The sequence below is a fragment of the Neoakkermansia glycaniphila genome (genome assembly GCF_001683795.1).
Lineage (GTDB): Bacteria > Verrucomicrobiota > Verrucomicrobiia > Verrucomicrobiales > Akkermansiaceae > Akkermansia > Akkermansia glycaniphila.
Map to the genome: position 1 here is coordinate 30834 of NZ_LIGX01000014.1, position 19529 is coordinate 50362.

The window sequence follows — 19529 nt, forward strand, 5'->3', positions numbered from 1 at the left end:
GCTCCTAGAAATCGTAGCGGTAACCGGCATTCGCGCTCACCGAACTCGCGCCGCTGCGCAAATCCGCGTTCACATCCAGATAAATATTGCTCTGGAGGCTCACGGGCACATTGATGCCGCCGCCGACCTGAATTGCCGTCGAACCGATCGACGCGCCCCGCACGGCCTGCACCGCCCCCCTGTTGCCAAGGAAGGCCACATCGGCGGAACTGCGCCTGTCGCCCATATCCTGAGCCAGATTGAGGCGGAACTCGGCAATCGCATTGCGGCCGAACACATTCTGGCCGATATGCCCCATCCAGCGGGCGCCGAGAGCCAGCGTCGCCGTCGTCATATCCTGCGACCCCACATTCAGCCCGGCATTACCCGCACCGGATTCCTCGAAACCGTCGATCTTCGTGTGAACGAACGACGCATTGAACAGCGGCTGCAGCAGACTTGTCCGCTCCTCATCGAGGAAAATATCGTACGTCAGTTCGTACATGGCTCCAAGGCTCGTACCGTTCGTATCGCCCTTGCCCTCGTAACCGTCCTGTCCGAAGCGGACATTGCGGGTTGTCGAGAAATCGCTCCGGCCGCCCGTCACGATGAAGGCATGTCCCCAATCCCGCTGCTGCGTGCGGGCAAAAAGATTCAGGTAATACATCGTCACATCACCGGTCAGGCTATCTGCGCCCTGCGCCGTCAGATCTCCATACCCGGCCGTAAAGGCCATCCCGGCACTCCACGCCGGAGTCAGGTCGAGATGCATGCCGACCGTGCCGCCCCATGAACTCAGCTTGTAGCCGCTTTCATCTCCGCTCTGGTCGAGCCGCTGGTTGGCCCCGTTCATCTGCATCCACATGTGTAGATACGGCATATCCTCATGCTGCACGCCGGGATCTACGCCCATCTGCGTTACGCGATTGCGCACCCACAGAAGCTGGTCCCGCATCGCCATGTGCTGCGACATCGCCAGTGAAGTCACCGTACTTCCCGCCACGGCCGCAGCCAGGCGAGCCGCCTCCTGCGGATTGTAGGATAAGGACGTATTGTCCAGCATCATATCCATGTAGTTCATCACCCGGCCCAGCGTGGAATCCGCGTCGTTCGCCTGCGGATTCAGAGAAGCCAGAGCCGCATCGAGCAAGGCTCCGCCTGCGCGGCTCGTGGAAGAACCGATGCCTCCGTAGTACTTCTCATTGCCGTAGAAACCTTCTTCGCTGGCATACGTCGTCAGAACCAGTTCATTGCCCCGTGTGAAGACCACCGATTTCTCCGCCGAATAATACTTGCGGAACAGATTGCCGTACTCGAGCTGCAAGCCGCCTTCCAGAGAAGCCCTGTCCACAAGCACCATCGTCGTCGGCACGGCTCCGTCACGGATGTATTCCTGCCCGGCTGCCGCACTCAGCACCACCTTTGCCCCGTTCTGCATCGCCAGGGTCGCCCCGTCCGCCACATGCAGGAAGGGGTTGGGAAGCCCGGCCATCGTATTGAGAGTCAGCGCCAGCGTACCCCCGGCCGCCACGGTGCCGCCACTCAGCAGCGTCACCCGGTTATTGGAATTGAGGGAACCATCCAGCCCGATGCCGATCCGCCCGCCCTGCGCGACATTCAGAGAAGCGTACGTCGTCCCTGCAGACACGGATTTGAGAATCATCTCACCGCCGTTCATCGCACGGAGGCCGACCTGCGAACCTCCGGTGCCCGTCAACGTCTGGGAACCGCCGAGACCGACAATCTCGCCGTTGAAGGCTCCCATATCCGCCGTCGAGGAAGATTGTCCCGAACCGGAAATCGCCAGCGTACCGTTACCGGATACCTTGCCGCTTCCGGACAGTCCCGTCAACGTCACCGCACCGTTCCCGATCGTCAGCATGGCATCGCGCGATTCCATATTCAAAGCCATGGCTTCGAGCCTTCCGCCCTGCGCGACCTTCAGATTGCCCGACAAGTATACGGTACCCCGGTTGTTGCCGGAAATTCCGCCCTCTTCAATGGAAAGAGAACTGTAGCGGTCCAGATCGATGCGACCTTCCACCGTCAACGTACCCGTACCCTTCTTCACGATATCCGTATTGGCGGCGAGGATGCTGCCGGCAAAACGCGAATCCGGATTGCCATTGCCCCAAAGCCTGCTCGCACTGTTCACCAGCGTCACCGAGGCGGCCGCCGTATTCGAAGTGCCGTTCAACGACAGCACGGCGCGAGCATTCGAACCGGACAGGCGCTTGATTTCCAGCGTTTCACCCGCATTCGGCGCACCGAGATTGACGGACAGGCTACCGCCGCCCAGATCGACCCCGGCAAAACGTTGCAGCGCATCGTAACTGTTGATCGCGCCGTTGGAAGACTTGTACACGTCGAACCATGAAAGCACCACTGCGCCGTTCCGGATCTCCTTCACATACATTTCCAGAGAATCGAGATCGAGCGCCACGCCGTTCCTGTCCGCCAGCAACAGGGAACCGGTATCAAGCGTACCGTTCGTCACATGCAGCATGTCTGCAATCTGCCCGGCCTTGCCGCCGATATCTCCCTGATACAGGTTCTGCAACGCCGCATACACGCCGTCATCGGCCAGCAGAACCAGCGGCGCACCGTTAGCCACGGCCACCGTCCCCTGCCCGTTGCGGAACTCAATCAGATTCGAACCGCCGCGAGAATCGAGATTCTCTACATTCAGCGTCAATTGGTAATGGTTTTCCGCCAAAACCAGGCGGGAACCTGCCGCCAGATCGGACACCGCATGCCCGTTTCCAACCATCAGATCGGTCACTCGTGCAGCATCGACGCCGCCCAGCGACAAACCGGAAGCCGAGGCATCGGCCCTCAACGCTCCGTCATACCGCCAGGCATTCGCCAGCGCACCGCCGGACATCGTCACGCCGTTGGAAACGACATGGCCGCCCATATCCAGCAGACCGCCCGTCATGGAAATCGTACGATCGCCGAACGCATCGTCAGCCCCCGCATGCACGGAACCCGATTGCAGAACCAGCACGCCTCCCGCCCCCGTACCCAGAGCATTGGCCACGGAAGCATTCAAGACAGAACCGTTCACGACGATCCGGTTTCCCGTGCCGAGAGCATCCTGCGACACGGCATTCACCGTACCGCCGTCCAGCTGCACGGAACCGTGGTAATTCGTATTTACGATACCCATCGTCAACGTACCGCTGCCCGTCTTGGACAACGTACTCTGTTCCGCCCCGGCCTGAAGACTGCCTGCCCCCGTAAACGTATAATCCGTACCGCCTTCAAACGTCATATTGCCGACGAACATATCGGCCGTCGAGACATCGACCGCCACAGGGCCCGCCGTCCCGTCCAACTGCCCGAACAGCACATTATCGTGGTTCATGAAATCAGTCTGTGAGCCGTTCATATCCCACTGGGACATGCCCGCTCCGATTCCCCACGAACCTCCCGCCGCCTGTGCCCAGCGCAGATTGCCGGCCTCGCCGTCGAACCCGAGCACAAAAGCGCCCGCCGCATCATCCCATGCCAGATTGGTCTGGAAGCGCGTATTCTCCAGCGCAATACCCCGAATGGACACGAGATCGTTGACATCAGCCCCGGCCGGAATCGAAATCCCTTGAGCCGAAACCAGCACATACGTCCGCTCATTGGAACCCTTGTAGGAATTCCAGACTTGCCCCGACGTCGTGAAATCGAACGTCACCGGACCACCCGTAAACGACAGCACGCCGTCCGCCACATATCCGTAAGGAGCATTGTCCAGAGGATTGATGGAAAATCCGATCGTACCTCCGGCAAGCTCCGTATTACCGCCCAGCCGCCCGGCCGTACCACGGGCATTCGACAGCGTCACGCCATCGGTCAAATGCAGATCCTGCACGGTTCCGCCGTCGAGAGAGACACGCGTGCCCGAGGCAAGGGCATGGCCGTTCAAATCGAAGGTTCCGCCTGTCGCCGCCTGAAGCGTCCCGGCAAAATTCCGCAACACATCGGAAGACATCAGGCTTGCCGTCCCACCGGACACGGAAATCACCCCCGTAGCAACCGGGTTCGCCCCCCTGTCGGAGGAAATCGTATTGCCATCCAGAGACACATTGCCCTGCAGAGCCAGCGTCGCGCCGTTGGCAAGAGACAGGGAAGAACTGCCGAACAGCGCACCGCCCAGCATCTCCACACGGCCGCCGTTGGCCACGCTCACATCGGCAGAACCGAGCGAACTGCCTGCATTCACCTTCAACAACCCTCCGTTCGCAACATCCACCCCGGCCGAACCGAGATTTCCGGCAACGGCGGCGCTGCGTCCGGCTCCCGCACTTCCGATTTGAAGCGTACCGCCATCGGAAACATGTGTTTCAGCCTGATAACCCGCCGATGCCGCACCATTGGCAAGCGTCAGCACACCGTGATTGCCGATCGTCGTCTTCACCTCATGCAAAATGGTCAACCCGCCTGCATCCGCACCCGTCAACACACTCGAACCAAAAATCGACAACTCGCCGAGACCTCCCATACCCGAGAAGGAAGATGAACCTGACAGCGACAGAACGGAAGCATCGCGAATCATCGACTGTCCGCCCGTCAGCGTCGAAGCCGATGCCAGCGTCAACCGTCCGGTCACATCCAGCGAAGCTGCTGACAACGAACCGCCCGAAACCGTAAATTCCTTTCCGGTTGCCGTCGAACCTTCATAGGTCAGCACGCCCGAAAGCGCCAGCCCGTCGCCCTGTTGCGGCGATGCCAGAATCAGCGTATTATTCGCCGCATCCGCTTCCACACGGCCGAGCAGCAGACTGCCGCCGGAAACCGCCGAACCGAGGGATGCCCCGCCCTGCCTCACAAGATCGGCAGGCGTACCCGTCGTCCGGCTCGTCAGCGCTTCACCGTCCTTCCAGACGATACGCCCGGCAGCAGCATCATACCAGCCCGCCTTCCCGGCAGAAGAGAACACCTCGCACACCCAGCCGTAATCTCCGGCCACAGTCGCACCCAGCGACGGCACATCCGCCGCCGATTCGACCAGCACGCGCGTCGTACTCCTCGCCTCACGGCCAAGCACACCGAGATTCCACACATCGCTTCCGGCTGCCGGAAGATTCAACTGCAGCGTCACCGAACCGTCGCCCTTCACAGTGGTAGAGGCAAGACCCTGCCCGGCATGGGAAATCACAGTACCCGACGACAAATCGACCGCTTTCCCGGCCAAAGCCGCCGTCGACCCGAGATCAAGCGTACCGCCTTCCAGCGACACCCGGCCCGAACCGAGCGATCCGGAAACCGTATTGCCTCCATCCTCGGCATAAGTCGCCAGCGTACCGCCTTTCACCAGCGTATCGCCATAGGCATTCGAGGCATGCAGCAGCTTCAGCGTGCCGTTCGACACCTCGACTGTTCCTGTACCGGACACCTGCCCAAGCACATCCGCCGAAGAAGCCGCCGACCAGAGCAGCCGTGACGAAACACCGGACAAGACAATAGCATCATCCCCGGTCCGGGTCGAAAACGCGTGCGTTCCTGCGGCGGCATTGGCCGTCAGCGTCGCTCCGGCGCCTACGGCAAAACTCCCGCCGAACGCACTATTGTCCGCTCCCAGCACAAGCGTCTTGCCTGCACCGACACCGACCACACCACTGCCTTCCAGCGCGCGGGAATAGGTATAACCGCCTTCATTCCCCGCCATATCGAATACGAACGTACCTTGCGCACCCACCACGAATTTGGAAGCTCCAAAACTCTGGCCGGACACGATCACCGTGCCGCCGTTCACCGTCAACACGCCCGATTCGCCATATCCGGCGGTAAACTGCAGCGTGCCAGCCCCCTCCTTCGTCACCGTATTCGTCGCCGTACCGGCGGAAAGATTGCCGGACATCACGAGATCGACTCCGCTCACCGTCGTCCCCTTGGCGACCGTCATTGTCGTCCCGGTCTGGTTCAGCACAAGATTGGCCTCCATCGTCGCCGTCTGCACCGATGCCTGCGACTCGATGGACGCAAACGGCGCGCTGCCGTCGCGCATGAACAGGAAAGCACCGTTATTCGTCGTCGCCAGCGTACCGCCATGGAACACCAGCGCAAGACTACGCGCACTCTGCTCGCTGTTCAACTCGAACACGCCCTTCTCCTCCATCACGATCCGGCTCAGCAGAGTACCTGCCGTCCAGCCCACAACGGACTTCGCATCGCTCGTCACGACGGCCTTGCCGTTCTTCACAATCAAATCCCCGTTGACAATACCCTGCACCGTGCCGACAGCAGACGTCACGCCGAAAACGGCCGTACCGCCATCCGCATCGTCGGAACCGATCGTCAGGCTTCCTGCCAAATGATTGCGTCCGGCAAAAGACAAAGTGCCCGAACCGAGCTTGACAATCCCGTTGCCGGAACCGGCAATCGCCTGCCCCTCCGCCACCGACACGTTATTTACCCCTGTATCGAGCGTCACGACCTTGCCGTTCAACGCATCCTGCACAATCGACAAACGACCCCAGATATTATCGGAAGCCCCATTCAACCATTGAAGCGTCGTACCTCCGGTCGCCGTAATGGCGCCTGTGCCGAGACCTCCGGCGGCAAAAGCGATCTTTCCTTGCTGCAGGGCGATCGCACCCGACCAGCCGGAATTATTCGTTCCAAGCGTCAACGTGGAATTCCCGGTCTTCGTCAGATTGCCGGAACCGCCGATCTCACCCGTACCGCCGAATGCATAATCGCGATCCCCTTCCACGCGGATACTGCCCGGCGACACCTTGCCGACAAGGGCAAGATCATGCGCGCCCGCTGCGCCGAACACCACATGGTCGCCCGTATAGAAACGGTCGGTTGCCGTGGCCGTATTCCAGACTGCATCGCCCATGCCTGCCCTCCAGATACCGGCATCGTCCGGACCTGCCCATGTCAGTGAAGCGGCATCCGTCTGAGCGGTACCCGCCACCGTCAGCTTCAGGGAGCCGCCGTCCCATGCAAGAACGCCCGTCTGCCCCCGGCCCAGAACGGCCCCGTCGAAATCAAGGGTCGCCGTATGGGAAGCTGCCGTCGCGTTGGCATTCGTCACCAGCGTATACGAACCTGCTGCGGCAAACCCCGTCACATTGGCGAACTTCACCAGCACCGTACCGGAACCCGTGATCGAACCCCCACCCATATTGATGGAATCCTGCGTCGCACCGATATCCATCAGCACATTCAGATTGGATCCTGCTGCCACAGACAGGGAATTCAGCGACAAAGCCAGCGCGGCATTGTTCATCCCGAGCTCCAGCGTCGAATTCCCGGTCACGGCAAGCGCTCTTCCCGCCAGTGCATTGGCGTTTCCTGCCCTCAGCACGCCTTCCTTCAACTCCGTGCCGCCCGTAAACGTATTGTTGCCGGTCAGAATCAGGCGTCCCGCACCGGATTTGGCAAACTTGCCCGCACCGCCGATCACGGAACCATAGGTCAAATCGCCGGAAGGAGCAAATTCGAACGTCCCGGCATTGATCGTCACATTGCTCTTCGTCGCGGCCGACCAGTTCTGCATCACGAAACGCCCGGTTCCCGTCTTCGTAATCGTTGCCGCGTTATTGGATTGGGAACTGCGATCAATAGCCGTCAGCGTCTTGCCGTCGGCCACCTCAATCGTACTGGCATACCCTCCGGCAGTCAAATCCTTCACCACGGCATCCGAGAAAACGCGAAGAGCATTATTCGCAGCCCCCATGAACATCTTCCCGTCAATCACGATCTTGCCGCTATTGGCCGCATTGGCGCTTCCCAGATTCAACGTCACGCCCGAAACCGTCAACTCTCCGGTCACACGCAACGTACGGGTCGCCGCCGAATCGGCCATAATGGTACCGTTGGCTCCGGTCGTCACGCGGTTGATTCCCGGCGAACCGCCATCCTTCCCTTCACCCACCAGCATCGTCCCGCCCAAAACCACGGTCGCATTCAGCGAACCCGCGCCCTTCAACGTTGAGGAAACCCCGGCAGCAATACCGACCGCTCCCGTCGACGCCGACTGGCCTTGCAACTCCAGCGAGGAATTGTTATTCAACGTAATCCCGCCTGCACCCGTCAGCGAAATGGAATCCAGCGAAAGAGTCGCTCCGCCGTTCACCACGATAGCCCCGGCCTGCGATGCCGTACCGGCCAAAACCAGCCTGCCGCCGCCCAAAGTAAAACCACCCGTACCGGACACACCGCCCGAAAGAATGGAATCCGTCGTTGCAACGACCGTATTCCCGGCACTTGTACCGTTGAACACCCAATCGTTCGCATACGAACCGCCTCCAACCGTAGCCAGTTCAAGCCTGCCGGACTTCATCTCGACCGCTCCCGTACCGAGAGCCTCGTTACTCTTCAAAATCACCGTACCGCCGTCAATCGTAGTACCGCCGGAATACGTATTCGCCGTCTCGATCGTCAACGAACCGGAACCCGTCTTCACCAGCGCAGCCGTACCGCCGATCGACCCGGAACCCGCCAGCACCAAAGCGCCGCTATTCCCGGAAACGCTGATCTCGCCGGGGCGCACCAGACCTTCGATCGTCACCGTACCGGACACATCGGCGAAAAACACCGAATCGCTCTGCCTGAACGCAGCTGCCGCGCCCGAACCGTCCTTCCACACCTTATTGGCCTCATCGTTCTCCTTCCAAATCCCGTCGGGCCTGCCGTTCCAGTTCAAATCCTGCACATCGCCCGTCACCGTCAGCACCAGTTTGCCGTCCGTCTTGTAAGTATCCGTATTCCACGAAGCATGCTGCCACTCCGGCAGCACGAGAGACGAAACATCGAAAGACGCCACCCTGCTCAAATCCCCCGCAATCAGCGTATACTCGCCGGCTCCGACCCTCAATTCATACAAATTGAACAACAGGCGCACAGCCGCATCAGAACTCATCTCATCAACCGTCAAAGAACTGAAGGCGGATGTGGCGACATTCTTGCCGAGATCGAACATCAGTGACGAATCGGAACCAAGCGCCAGCGAACCCATCCGCACATGGCCGCCGGACGACTCCGCCGCACCAAGGCCAAGATCGGCCTTCACTCCCGTACCGGATGCGATCAGGGAACCCTTGCCATCCGCCTGCATCAGGCGCAGCGCATACGTACCCGCACCGGACAACTCGAGCGTACCGCCTCCGGAAAACACCGCACCGTTCAACACATTCGCCCCGGCAGCAAGCCTGGCTCCAGTCGCCACAGAAACGCGGCCGACCGACGAAGACGCAACATTCCCCAGACGCACATCGGCACCGCCATTCACCGTCAACGCATCGAAATTCGACAGCTTATTGGCAAAAGTCCCCTTCACATTGCTGAACGTCAGATTCCGGCTCCCGCGAACCTCGCCGCCGCCTTCGGAACCTCCATTCAACACCGCCCCTGCTCCGAAACTCGAAAGCGTGGACTCCGTGAAATTCCGCACCGTAATATTCGTATCGCCGAACACGACACCCGCACCGCGGCTTCCTCCGAACAAGGAACCGTTGACAGCCAAAGCGGAAGAAGCTGCATTCGAACCGTCGACCGTCAAATGCGTACTGCTCGCATTCGAAGCAGTCCCCACATTACCCCCCGCATGCAACCCCGTACCGTTCCCGGCGGAACCGCCATACACATTCCCGTTCAGAGTACCGCCGGAAATCAGCACATGCGTCCCCGTATTCGCATTCGTCGCCACATCGCCGTTATACCCTCCCGCAGCAATCCCGTTGTGGAACGTACCGCCGGAAATCTCGATAAACGTACTCCCCGTCACATTCCGGTTCGAGGCGCCGTTATTCATGCCTCCCGCAATAATGAAACCCGACGTCCCCGTACTCCCGGCAGTACCGAACGACCCGTTCGAAAACACCATCGTCGAAGAACCGTTGATATTCGAATTCCACGTACCGACAATACAGCCGTAATAGCCGAGAGCCGCAACCTGGCCGCCCGCCATCGACAACGCGCTGCTGGAAAACTCCAGATACATATTGCCGTTGAACGTCGAAATCGCATTCATGCCGAACACGGTTCCCGAATAGGCGGAATCGTTGTTATTGACGATCCTGCCCCCCTCGCCGACCTTGAAATACACATTCCCCGTCCCGTGGGACGAACATGCCACATTGAAGAAATTATTGGAATTCGCCGCAGCCTTCCACGTCCCCGCCAGCTCGATATACGCGCTCGAAGCCGTCGTCGACGTAATGAACGACGCCGTCGCAGAAGAAGCCCCGTTCAGCACCTCGCCCGTCACCCTCGCATTCACGGTCGTCCCCAAATTATTGATATCCGTCCGCACATCGGCAAGGGAAGACTTCGCAATCACCGTCGCCCCCGTCGGCCAGTCAACCACCCACGATGTCGAAGGCACCGTCGACGAATCGAGACTGCTATTCGACAAACGCTCCGTCCCCTTGGCATCCTTATCCGCCGCGGCAAGCCCCTTATAATCTGCGGCAAACGCCCCGCTATTGCTCCATGAAAGATCCGTCACCCCGACCAGAACGCCGCCGCCCTGCAAGGCTCCTGCCTGCAAACCGGCAAACCCGGCTCCGGTAGAAGACAAAGCTTCACCGATCAGCACGCCGTTGCGCCACACATAATACCCGGAAGACACCGATGAACCGTCCGTCGCGGTTCCCGTATGGTACACCACGCGAAAATCCACCACCTCATCCGTATTGGAACCGACATACAGAATCGTCGCCCCCCAGGAAATGCGATCCTCGGTAATATTCAGCAAACCGTTCGCCGTACCGTTCCCCACCTGCAGACTGAAAAGATTGTTCGCCGAAGCATTCGAAAACATCTGGAGGCTCAACTCGCAAGTAAACCCTTTCGCCATATCGAAACCGGCATCCGACCACGACTGCTGGAAAAACGACCTACCCGTACTCCGCACGAGAAACGCGTTCTGACCTTCCATCGCCGACCATGCCGTCCCCTGCACGGAGGGAGGCGCCGCATGCCCCATCGATGTAAAACGCGAATCCGATACAGCCACTCTGGCCAGCCCCGCACTACGCTGGCCGACGCCGAGAGCACGGGCGATATTGCCAGCCATAATCAGCTCACCCTGACGATTCGGGTGCAAATTGTCCCCGGTAAACGAAGCCGCAGCCAAAGGAGCGTCTCCCGCCCCCCGCAGGCCGAGATCCGTCTGAACGAACACATACCCCAACTCCGCCGCCTTCCTCTTCAACTCCTCGTTCACCTCGCGCACCCGCATATTGTACACGGACGGATTCCAGCTATTATACCCGACTCCCTCCTGCGGCAGCAGCGCGCCCACATAAACCTCCACATTCGGATTGGCAGCCCTGTACTGCTCCGCACACTTCAGAATACGGGCCACCATCGTCGCCGTATCCGGAGCGGTCGTATTATTCATGTGCAGAATATCGTTCGTTCCCGCCAGAATAAACACCTTCTCGGGATTGTACGTCGTTCCCGTATAGGGAGTCGGCGTTCCGAACTGCGTCGTACTCTGCCCCGTCCAATTGGCAATCGAAGAATGGATCGCGCCACCATGAGTGCCCGCTCCACTGTCTCCCGTCAAATCGGAAGCCCACCAGCCGCTGTGGCCTTCATTCGTCTTGTTGAAAGTCATCCCGGCGTAGGAAAGCGCCGCCGACCCCTCGGCCCCATTCGTCTGATGGGAGCCCACAGGATTGTAGGCAACACCGTTATCGACGAAATTCTTGAACACCTGAAACCGGTAGCCGTTCCCGATACCCCCGCCGGCAGCCTGCGTAATGGAATCCCCGCAAAACGCGATCGAACCGGGAGTCACCGCAGGAACTGCGGCAAAAACTGAGGAAACAGAAGCGAAGCAAGCCAACAATGCACTCCGAAGGGAGAGAGGAAGATGCAGTTTCATAAAAAGTAATCAATAGACAGCATCCTTCCTATACTCAATTCCTCCTCGTTTGGCAATAACAAAAAACAGGATTTCGGCAATTAAATCAAAATACCGTCACACCGCCATATGATTAATAACAAAAAAATACCAAAAAACCCTTAAATAAAAAGATGAACATATCACATCATCCTCGGCATAGAACCAGCTCGCGCCAACCGCAACAACTAAGGGAAGAATGGCAAAATAGCCCTTCCAACACACTACCTATGCAAAAACCCTCGGAAATCGTTTGGATTTCCGAGGGTTTTAATGGGGAAATGGTCGGGCTAGCGGGATTCGAACCCACGACCCCCTGCACCCCATGCAGGTGCGCTACCAGACTGCGCTACAGCCCGAATTGGGACGCCAATTGGCGTGGGCGGAATATACACGCTCGTTTTGCTCTTGTCAATAGATTTTTTTCATGGCAAGATAATTTTCGTTATGAAGCAAGTCAAGGTAGCAGTCATCGGCGCCAGTGGATACACCGGCCAGGAACTCTTGCGCATTCTCTTGCGCCATCAGGGTGTGGAACTTGTATGCGCCACCTCCCGCCAGTATGCGGGACAAATGCTGGAAGACGTCTTCCCCCGCTTCCGCCACGTACCCGGAGCCGACCTGCGCTTCACGGATTCCGACGTACCCGCCGTCGCCGCAACGGGGGCCGAAGTCGCATTCCTCGCCCTCCCGCACGGCGTCGCCGCCGCCTATGCCCGCGGCCTTGTGGATGCAGGAGTCAAAGTCATCGACCTCAGCGCGGACTTCCGCATCAGCGACCCCGCCGTCTATGAAGAATTCTACGACAAACCCCATCCCGACCTCGACCTGCTCAAGGAAGCCGTGTACGGCATGCCGGAATGGCACGGCGAAGAAATCCGCAAAGCCCGCCTCATCGCCTCCCCCGGCTGCTATCCCACCAGCATCCTCCTACCGCTCATCCCTCTGCTGAAAGCCGGACTGCTCGAAACGGAAGGCATCGTCGTCTGCTCGTCGAGCGGCGTCAGCGGCGCCGGACGCAAAGCCGACATCTCCCTCCTCTTCTGTGAATGCAATGAAAGCGTGCGTGCCTACGGCGTACCGAAACACCGCCACCTGAGCGAAATCGAACAGGAACTCGGTGCCGCCGCCGGAGAAAAAATCGTCATCTCCTTCACACCGCACCTCGTCCCCGTCAACACAGGCATCTGCACCACCACCAGCGCAAAACTGAAACCCGGAGCCGACCCGGCCCAAATCGGGAAAACACTCGAAGGAGCCTACAAGAATGCTCCGTTCGTCCGCCTGCTGGGAGCCAATAAATGCGCCGACACGAAAAACGTCACCCGCACCAACTTTGTGGACATCGGCTGGGCCTACGACCCGCGCACGGGCCGCATCGTCCTCATGAGCGCCGAAGACAACGTCATCAAAGGAGCCGGCGGCCAGGGAGTCCACGCCTTCAACGTCCTCTGCGGCTTCGACCCCACCGAAGGCCTCTGGATCATCTGAATCCGCCTTCCGCCCCCGACCTCATGGTGCAGCCGCTCCTGCTCATCGTCGATGACGAAAAACCCACGCGCGATGCCCTCCGCATGGCGCTGGAGGATCACTATGAGGTTTACACGGCTGCCAACCTCGCTCAGGCGCAGGCCATCCTCTCCTCCGAACCCATCGACCTCGTCCTCACCGACCTGCGCCTCGGTGGAGACAGCGGCATGGACATCCTCCAATACGGCAAAACCCTCGACGACCCGCCCAACTGCATCGTCATGACGGCCTACGGCTCCGTCGACACTGCCGTGGAAGCCATGAAACAGGGTGCGTTCAGCTTCGTCACCAAACCCCTGAACCTCGACGAAGTCGACCTCCTGCTTCAGCGAGCGAACCGCACACGCACCCTCGAAGAGGAAAACCGCGACCTGCAAACGCGGCTCGCACCATCCGCCGGATTGGAAAAAATCCTCGGCGACACCCCGGAAATGCAAACCCTCTTCACCCGCATCCGGCAAGTCGCCCCCACGCGCACCACCGTCCTCATCGAAGGGGAAAGCGGCACGGGCAAAGAACTCGTCGCCCATGCCATCCACGCCCTCTCCGGCAGGCCGAAAAACAAATTCGTCGCCGTCAACTGCGCCGCCCTCTCCCCCCAGCTTCTGGAAAGCGAACTGTTCGGCCATGAAAAAGGCTCCTTCACCGGAGCCGGGCAACGCCGCATCGGACGATTCGAACAGGCCGACGGCGGCACCATCTTCCTTGATGAAATCGGGGAAATCGACGCCTCAACGCAAGTCAAACTCCTGCGCACCCTCTCCGAACGCACCATCGAACGCGTCGGCTCCAACGAACCGATCAAAATCGACGTACGGGTCATCGCCGCGACGAACAAAAACCTCGCTGCCATGGTACGGGAAGGCACCTTCCGGGAAGACCTGTACTTCCGCCTCAACATCGTACAGATCGACATGCCGCCCCTCCGCAACAGGAAGGACGACATCGTCCTGCTGGCCCACGCCTTCCTGAAGGAATTCTGCCGGGAAAACGGCAAAAGCGACAAAATCCTTACCAAGCCGGCCCTCCGCCTCCTCCGCAACTATTCCTGGCCCGGCAACGTACGCCAGCTCCGCACCGCCATCGAACACGGCGTCGTCATGTCGTCCGGCAGGGAAATCGGCCCGGACGACCTCCCTTCCTTCCTCTCCGCCTCCAGTTCCGACGCCGAAAAAACCGTTTCCGCAAAAAACATCGGAACGGATGCCGAACCGCTAGCAATTAGGCTTGAAAAACACCCCAATCTTAATTTACAATGGGTCGAGCGGCAAACCATCCGCAAAGCTCTCGAAATAGCGGAATGCAACCGCTCGGAAGCCGCCCGGCTGCTCGGCATCAGCCGCCGCACACTCCATCGCAAGCTTGCGGAATATCCGGAGCTCGCCACCGATTTTCCATCCAGCACATGAAAGCACACCGTCCGTCCAATACCGCCATCCGAGTCGTCATCTTCGCCTTGCTCATATTCCTGTCGATGATGCAGCTCCTCTTCACCTTCCAGGGGCTGGAACACCGCGACGCCATGGACCAGGCGCAAATCTCCCGCGAAGTGGCTCGGGGCAACGGATTCACCACGCAATTCATCCGCCCCATCGACCTCCAGACATCAAGCGAAGTGCAAGGCAAATCCCTCAATGCGCTGGCGCTGAAAGACACCTACCAGCCTCCCCTCAACATACTGATTGATGCGATCGCCCTCAAATGCACGGGCATGGACAGCTACGACAACTCCCGCATACCGGACAACAGCAACATCTACGGCCCCGACCGCATCATTGCCGGGCTCTCCACCGTCTTCTTCATCGTAGCCATGGGCCTTGCCTTCTACCTCCTCAGAAGGCTCTTCGACGAAGGCATAGCCAGCGTCGTCACCGTCCTGATGATCCTCAGCAACCTCTTCCTGCAATTCGCCGCCAGCGGACTGCCGCAGATGCTCATGCTCTCCCTCTTCCTGCTCGCCATGAACTCCCTGCTCACAGCCGTCAAGGCACAGGAGGAGCATATCGTACCCAAAGTCTGGATACACATCGGCATCGCCTCCGCCCTCCTCGTCCTGATGGTCCTCTCCTGCTGGCTCTCCGTATGGGTCTTCCTCGGATTCCTGATCTTCGTCGCCATCCACTTTCGCCCCGCCGGCGCATTCGCCCTGCCCGGCGTCGGCCTGCTCCTGCTCGTCACGGGCTACTTCCTGCTGCGCAACAACGGCGCTACGGGAAGCTGGTTCGGCACCTCCGTCTACAGCATCTACAACGGCATCATGGGAGAGGAAGACACCATCATGCGCGCCGTCTCACAAGGCACCGTACCGCTGGACACGAAAGGCCTCCTCATCATGCTCTTCGGCAGCTCCCTCTCTCAGGTGGACAACCTGTACCAGAACCTCGGCTCCATCGTCATCACCCCCTTCTTCTTCATCGCCCTCTTCCACACCTACAAAAACACCCTGCTCAACCACCTGAAATGGGCGCTCCTCGCCATGTGGCTCATGGCCACCGTCGGCATGGCTCTCTACGGCATCAAGGACTCCTTCTCCTCCTCCCAGCTCCAGCTCCTCTTCACGCCATTCTTCGCTGCGTACGGCCTCTCCTTCATCTACATCATGATCGCCCGCCTGAAACTGGAAAAAAGCGACCACTTCACCAAAGGCTTCATCATCTTCATCATCATTGCCGTCTCCGCCGGCCCGTACATCCTGCGCTTCGGCCCTGAACTGAGCCGCGCTCTCACCTTCATGAGCGACACGAAAGGCAAAGGCGTGCCCAAATGGCCCTACTTCCCCGCAGGCATGAACGGCACCCTGCACGACATGACGAAAAAAGACCAGGTCATCATGACCGACCAGCCTTGGGCCGTCGCCTGGTATGCCGACCGTCCCGCCCTGTGGATGCCCAAGAAAGTTGCCGAATTCGACGCGCTGGAAAACATCCTGCGCACCAGCAACAGCAAAGTGCAGGGCATCCTGATCACCCCCTCGTCGCACGACACCCTCGGCATGCGCCGCATCGCCCTGACCTACGGCGACTTCGCCCCCCTCGTCATGGACGGCAACCTCCTCCGCCAAACCACGAAAGTAGCTCCGTTCTCGGCGGCATGCGACCAGCTCGCGCCAATCTCAAGCCGCTTCCGCCTCGACTTGACCGATAAAAAATACAACAGCATCCTGTACGGTGTCGACATGATCTACTACGCAGAAGACTTCAACGCCCAGCAAACCATACATCCGTAACCTCAATGGCTGCCCGAACCGCAAAAAAACAGGACACCGCCGCACCGAGCTTCGAACAGGCGATAACACGCCTGCAGGAAATCCTCACCCTCCTAGACAATACCGACACGGAACTGGAACAGGCCATCGCCCTCTCGGAAGAAAGCAGCAAACTGATCAGATACTGCCGGGGCATCCTTGCAAACGCCGAACTCCGCATCAAAACGCTCGAAAACAACACCGGAGACCTCGCCTCTCCCAACCTCGACGCATCGCCAGAACAACACGAAACCGATGATGAATTCTCCCTGCAATGAATTGCCCCCCCTGCTCCGGGAAATCCATTCCCCGGCAGACGTCAAGGCATTGCCCTCTGACAAGCTCCCCGAGCTGGCTCAGGAAATCCGCTCCGTGCTGGTCGACACCCTCTCGAAAACAGGCGGCCACCTCGCCCCGAACCTTGGCGTCGTCGAACTGAGCATCGCGCTCCACTCCGTCTTCGACTCCCCGAAAGACAAAATCCTCTTCGACGTCTCGCACCAGTCCTACGTCCATAAAATGCTGACCGGCCGTGCGGACAAACTCCACACCATCCGCCAGTTCGAAGGCATCTCGGGCTTCATGAAACGCTCCGAATCCCCGCACGACGCCTTCGGCGCGGGCCATGCCGGAACCGCCCTCTCCGCCGCGCTGGGCATGGCCGCCGCTCGAGACCTCGACGGTGAAAACTACCATGTCGTCGCCGTCGCGGGAGACGGAGCCTTCACCTGCGGCACCACGCTCGAAGCCCTCAACAACGTCGCCCAGACCAGCAGACGCTTCATCACCATCCTCAACGACAACGAATGGTCCATCGACAAAAACGTCGGTGCGCTCGCCAAATACTTCGCCTCCCTCCAGGCCACGGAAACCTTCACATGGCTCCGCGACAAAACGGAAGGCTTCATCGAAAAACTGGCTGGCAGCGAAGTACGCTACCAGGCCCGCAAACTCGCCTCCACTGCACGGGGCATGATCTCGCCCGCCAGCCTCTTCGGCCAGTTCGGGCTCTCCTACTACGGCCCCGTGGACGGCCACGACATCCCGAAGCTCATCAAACTGCTGCGTATCATCAAACGCCGCAACGAACCCACCCTCCTGCACATCATCACGGAAAAGGGCCGCGGCTACCAGCCCGCCATCGACAACCCCAGCAAATTCCACGGTGTCGGCTGCTACAGCATCTCGGACGGATCCACGCAGAAAAACGCCACGCCCACCTACTCCGAAATCTTTGCCCGCACCCTCACGGAAATGGCTGGAGACGACCCCAAAGTCACCGCCATCACCGCCGCCATGCCCACGGGCACCATGCTCAGCCTCTTCCGGGAAAAATACCCGAAACGCTTCTTCGACGTCGGCATTGCGGAAGAACACGCCGCCATCTTCGCGGCAGGCATGGCCTCGGAAGGCTACAAACCCTACCTCGCCGTCTACTCCACCTTCATGCAGCGCTGTATCGACATGATCCAGCACGACATCGCCCTGCAGGACCTTCCCGTGCGCCTCTGCATGGACCGCGCCGGCCTCTCCCCGGACGATGGCCCCACCCATCACGGACTCTTCGACATTGCCATGATGCGGGCCATCCCGAAACTCGTCATCATGCAACCCCGCGACGAAGCCGAATTCTACAACATGCTCCACACCATGAACGCGTACAACGACGGCCCCACGGCCATCCGGTACCCACGCGGCACGGGCACGGGAGCAGCCATCCCCGCCCAGGCGGAACTCCTGCCCATCGGTCGCGCGGAAACCCTTCAGGACGGGACGGACATCGCCCTCTTCGCCCTCGGCAGCATGAACGGCCTCGCGGAACAGGCTGCGCGCCTCCTCGAAGCTCAAGGCTACAGCGTCGCCCTCATCAACGCCCGATTCGCCAAACCCGTCGACAAAAACAGCCTGCTCCGGTATGCACGCCGCTGCAAGATCCTCTGCACGCTCGAAGACCATGTCGTCTCCGGCGGCTTCGGATCAGCCGTCCTCGAAGCCCTGCACGACGAACCGGACACCTGCCCCGTCGAACTCATCGGCTGGCCCGACACCTTCATCGAACACGGCACCGCCGACCTCCTGCACCATAAATACGGCCTGACGCCGGAAGCCGTCGCCGACCGGATACAACAACGCCTCCATCCGTCATGAAACCCACCTTCCTCATCCTTCCCCTGCTCTCCTTCACCGGTGCCGCCCTTGCTCAGGGCAAACCCGCCGCAGCGGAACTGCCGCCAGCCCAAACGGAAGACAAAACCGTACCCGACGACATGCCCCAATGGATGGTAGGCTTCACGAACCTTCCCGAAAAGGAACGCATCAAATACCTTACCCTGTTCCAGCAGGCCAAAGACGACTTTTTCGCCAGAAACTGGTTCTCCTGCCTTGAAAAACTGGACAATGCGGAACAAATCTACAAAGGCAATCCCCACATCCACACCCTCCGTGGCTCCTGCTACATGGAAATAGGCTCCTACGACACGGCCCTCGCGGAATACAACAAAGTGGAGGCCATCCAGCCGGACGACCTCACCAACAAGGCCAACATCGCCACATTGGCCATGCTTCAGGGCAAATATGAAACCAGCATCAAACTCTTCCGTGAAATACTCGATGCACTCCCCGGCGACAGCAACCCGGAACTGCTCAACGTCCTGAAATTCAAAATATACGCCAGCCTCGTCAAAATGGGGAAGGATCAGGAAGCCGCCAAATATGCCGCCGAAGCAGACATCCTCGAAGACTCGCCGCGGTTCTACTTCATGGAAGCAGTCCGCTACCTGCAGGATAAAAACATGAGCAAAGGCATCCAATCCATCCGCACTGCCGAAAAAATCTTCGGCTCCACCCCCATCTTCCAAACCTACCTTCGCATCGTGGAACAAATGAAGTTCCTTCCGACGGGAATCTAATTCCACCCGC

The 19529-nt window shown here is 59.6% G+C and carries 7 protein-coding genes and 1 tRNA gene; 6 read left to right on the forward strand and 2 right to left on the reverse strand.

Features of this window, described 5'->3' with window-relative positions:
- Window positions 1-4: 4 nt before the first annotated feature.
- Both AC781_RS03880 and AC781_RS03885 read right to left on the reverse strand, forming a co-directional pair.
- The gene (locus AC781_RS03880; protein WP_071133247.1) at window positions 5-11818 is read right to left on the reverse strand and encodes an autotransporter-associated beta strand repeat-containing protein; all 11814 of its coding nucleotides are present in this window, start codon (window positions 11816-11818) and stop codon (window positions 5-7) included.
- A gap of 300 nt (window positions 11819-12118) precedes the next feature.
- A tRNA-Pro gene (locus tag AC781_RS03885) sits at window positions 12119-12195 on the reverse strand.
- An 88-nt stretch (window positions 12196-12283) separates the two neighbouring features.
- On the opposite strand from AC781_RS03885, the gene argC reads away from it, so the two are divergent.
- From argC to AC781_RS03915, 6 genes are read left to right on the forward strand one after another with little or no spacing between them, the layout of a single operon-like run.
- A complete protein-coding gene (argC, locus tag AC781_RS03890) occupies window positions 12284-13327 on the forward strand; it encodes an N-acetyl-gamma-glutamyl-phosphate reductase (protein ID WP_067773810.1) in 1044 nt (347 codons plus the stop codon).
- Between the two features lie 23 nt (window positions 13328-13350).
- Window positions 13351-14775 carry a sigma-54-dependent transcriptional regulator gene (locus AC781_RS03895; RefSeq protein ID WP_067773813.1) on the forward strand — a complete coding sequence of 475 codons (1425 nt, stop codon included), beginning with the start codon at window positions 13351-13353 and terminating at the stop codon, window positions 14773-14775.
- Window positions 14772-16592 (forward strand): hypothetical protein, encoded by a 1821-nt coding sequence (locus AC781_RS03900; protein WP_067773816.1) that lies wholly within the window; start codon window positions 14772-14774, stop codon window positions 16590-16592. Before AC781_RS03895 ends, AC781_RS03900 begins: the two co-directional genes overlap by 4 nt.
- 5 nt (window positions 16593-16597) lie before the next feature.
- Complete coding sequence (xseB, locus tag AC781_RS03905; protein ID WP_067773819.1) at window positions 16598-16888, forward strand: exodeoxyribonuclease VII small subunit; 291 nt, start codon at window positions 16598-16600, stop codon at window positions 16886-16888.
- Entirely contained in the window at window positions 16866-18758 is a 1893-nt protein-coding gene (gene dxs / locus AC781_RS03910; RefSeq protein ID WP_245741056.1) for a 1-deoxy-D-xylulose-5-phosphate synthase, read from the forward strand. Before xseB ends, dxs begins: the two co-directional genes overlap by 23 nt.
- Window positions 18755-19519 (forward strand): tetratricopeptide repeat protein, encoded by a 765-nt coding sequence (locus tag AC781_RS03915; RefSeq protein WP_067773822.1) that lies wholly within the window; start codon window positions 18755-18757, stop codon window positions 19517-19519. Before dxs ends, AC781_RS03915 begins: the two co-directional genes overlap by 4 nt.
- The last annotated feature ends 10 nt before the right edge of the window (window positions 19520-19529 follow it).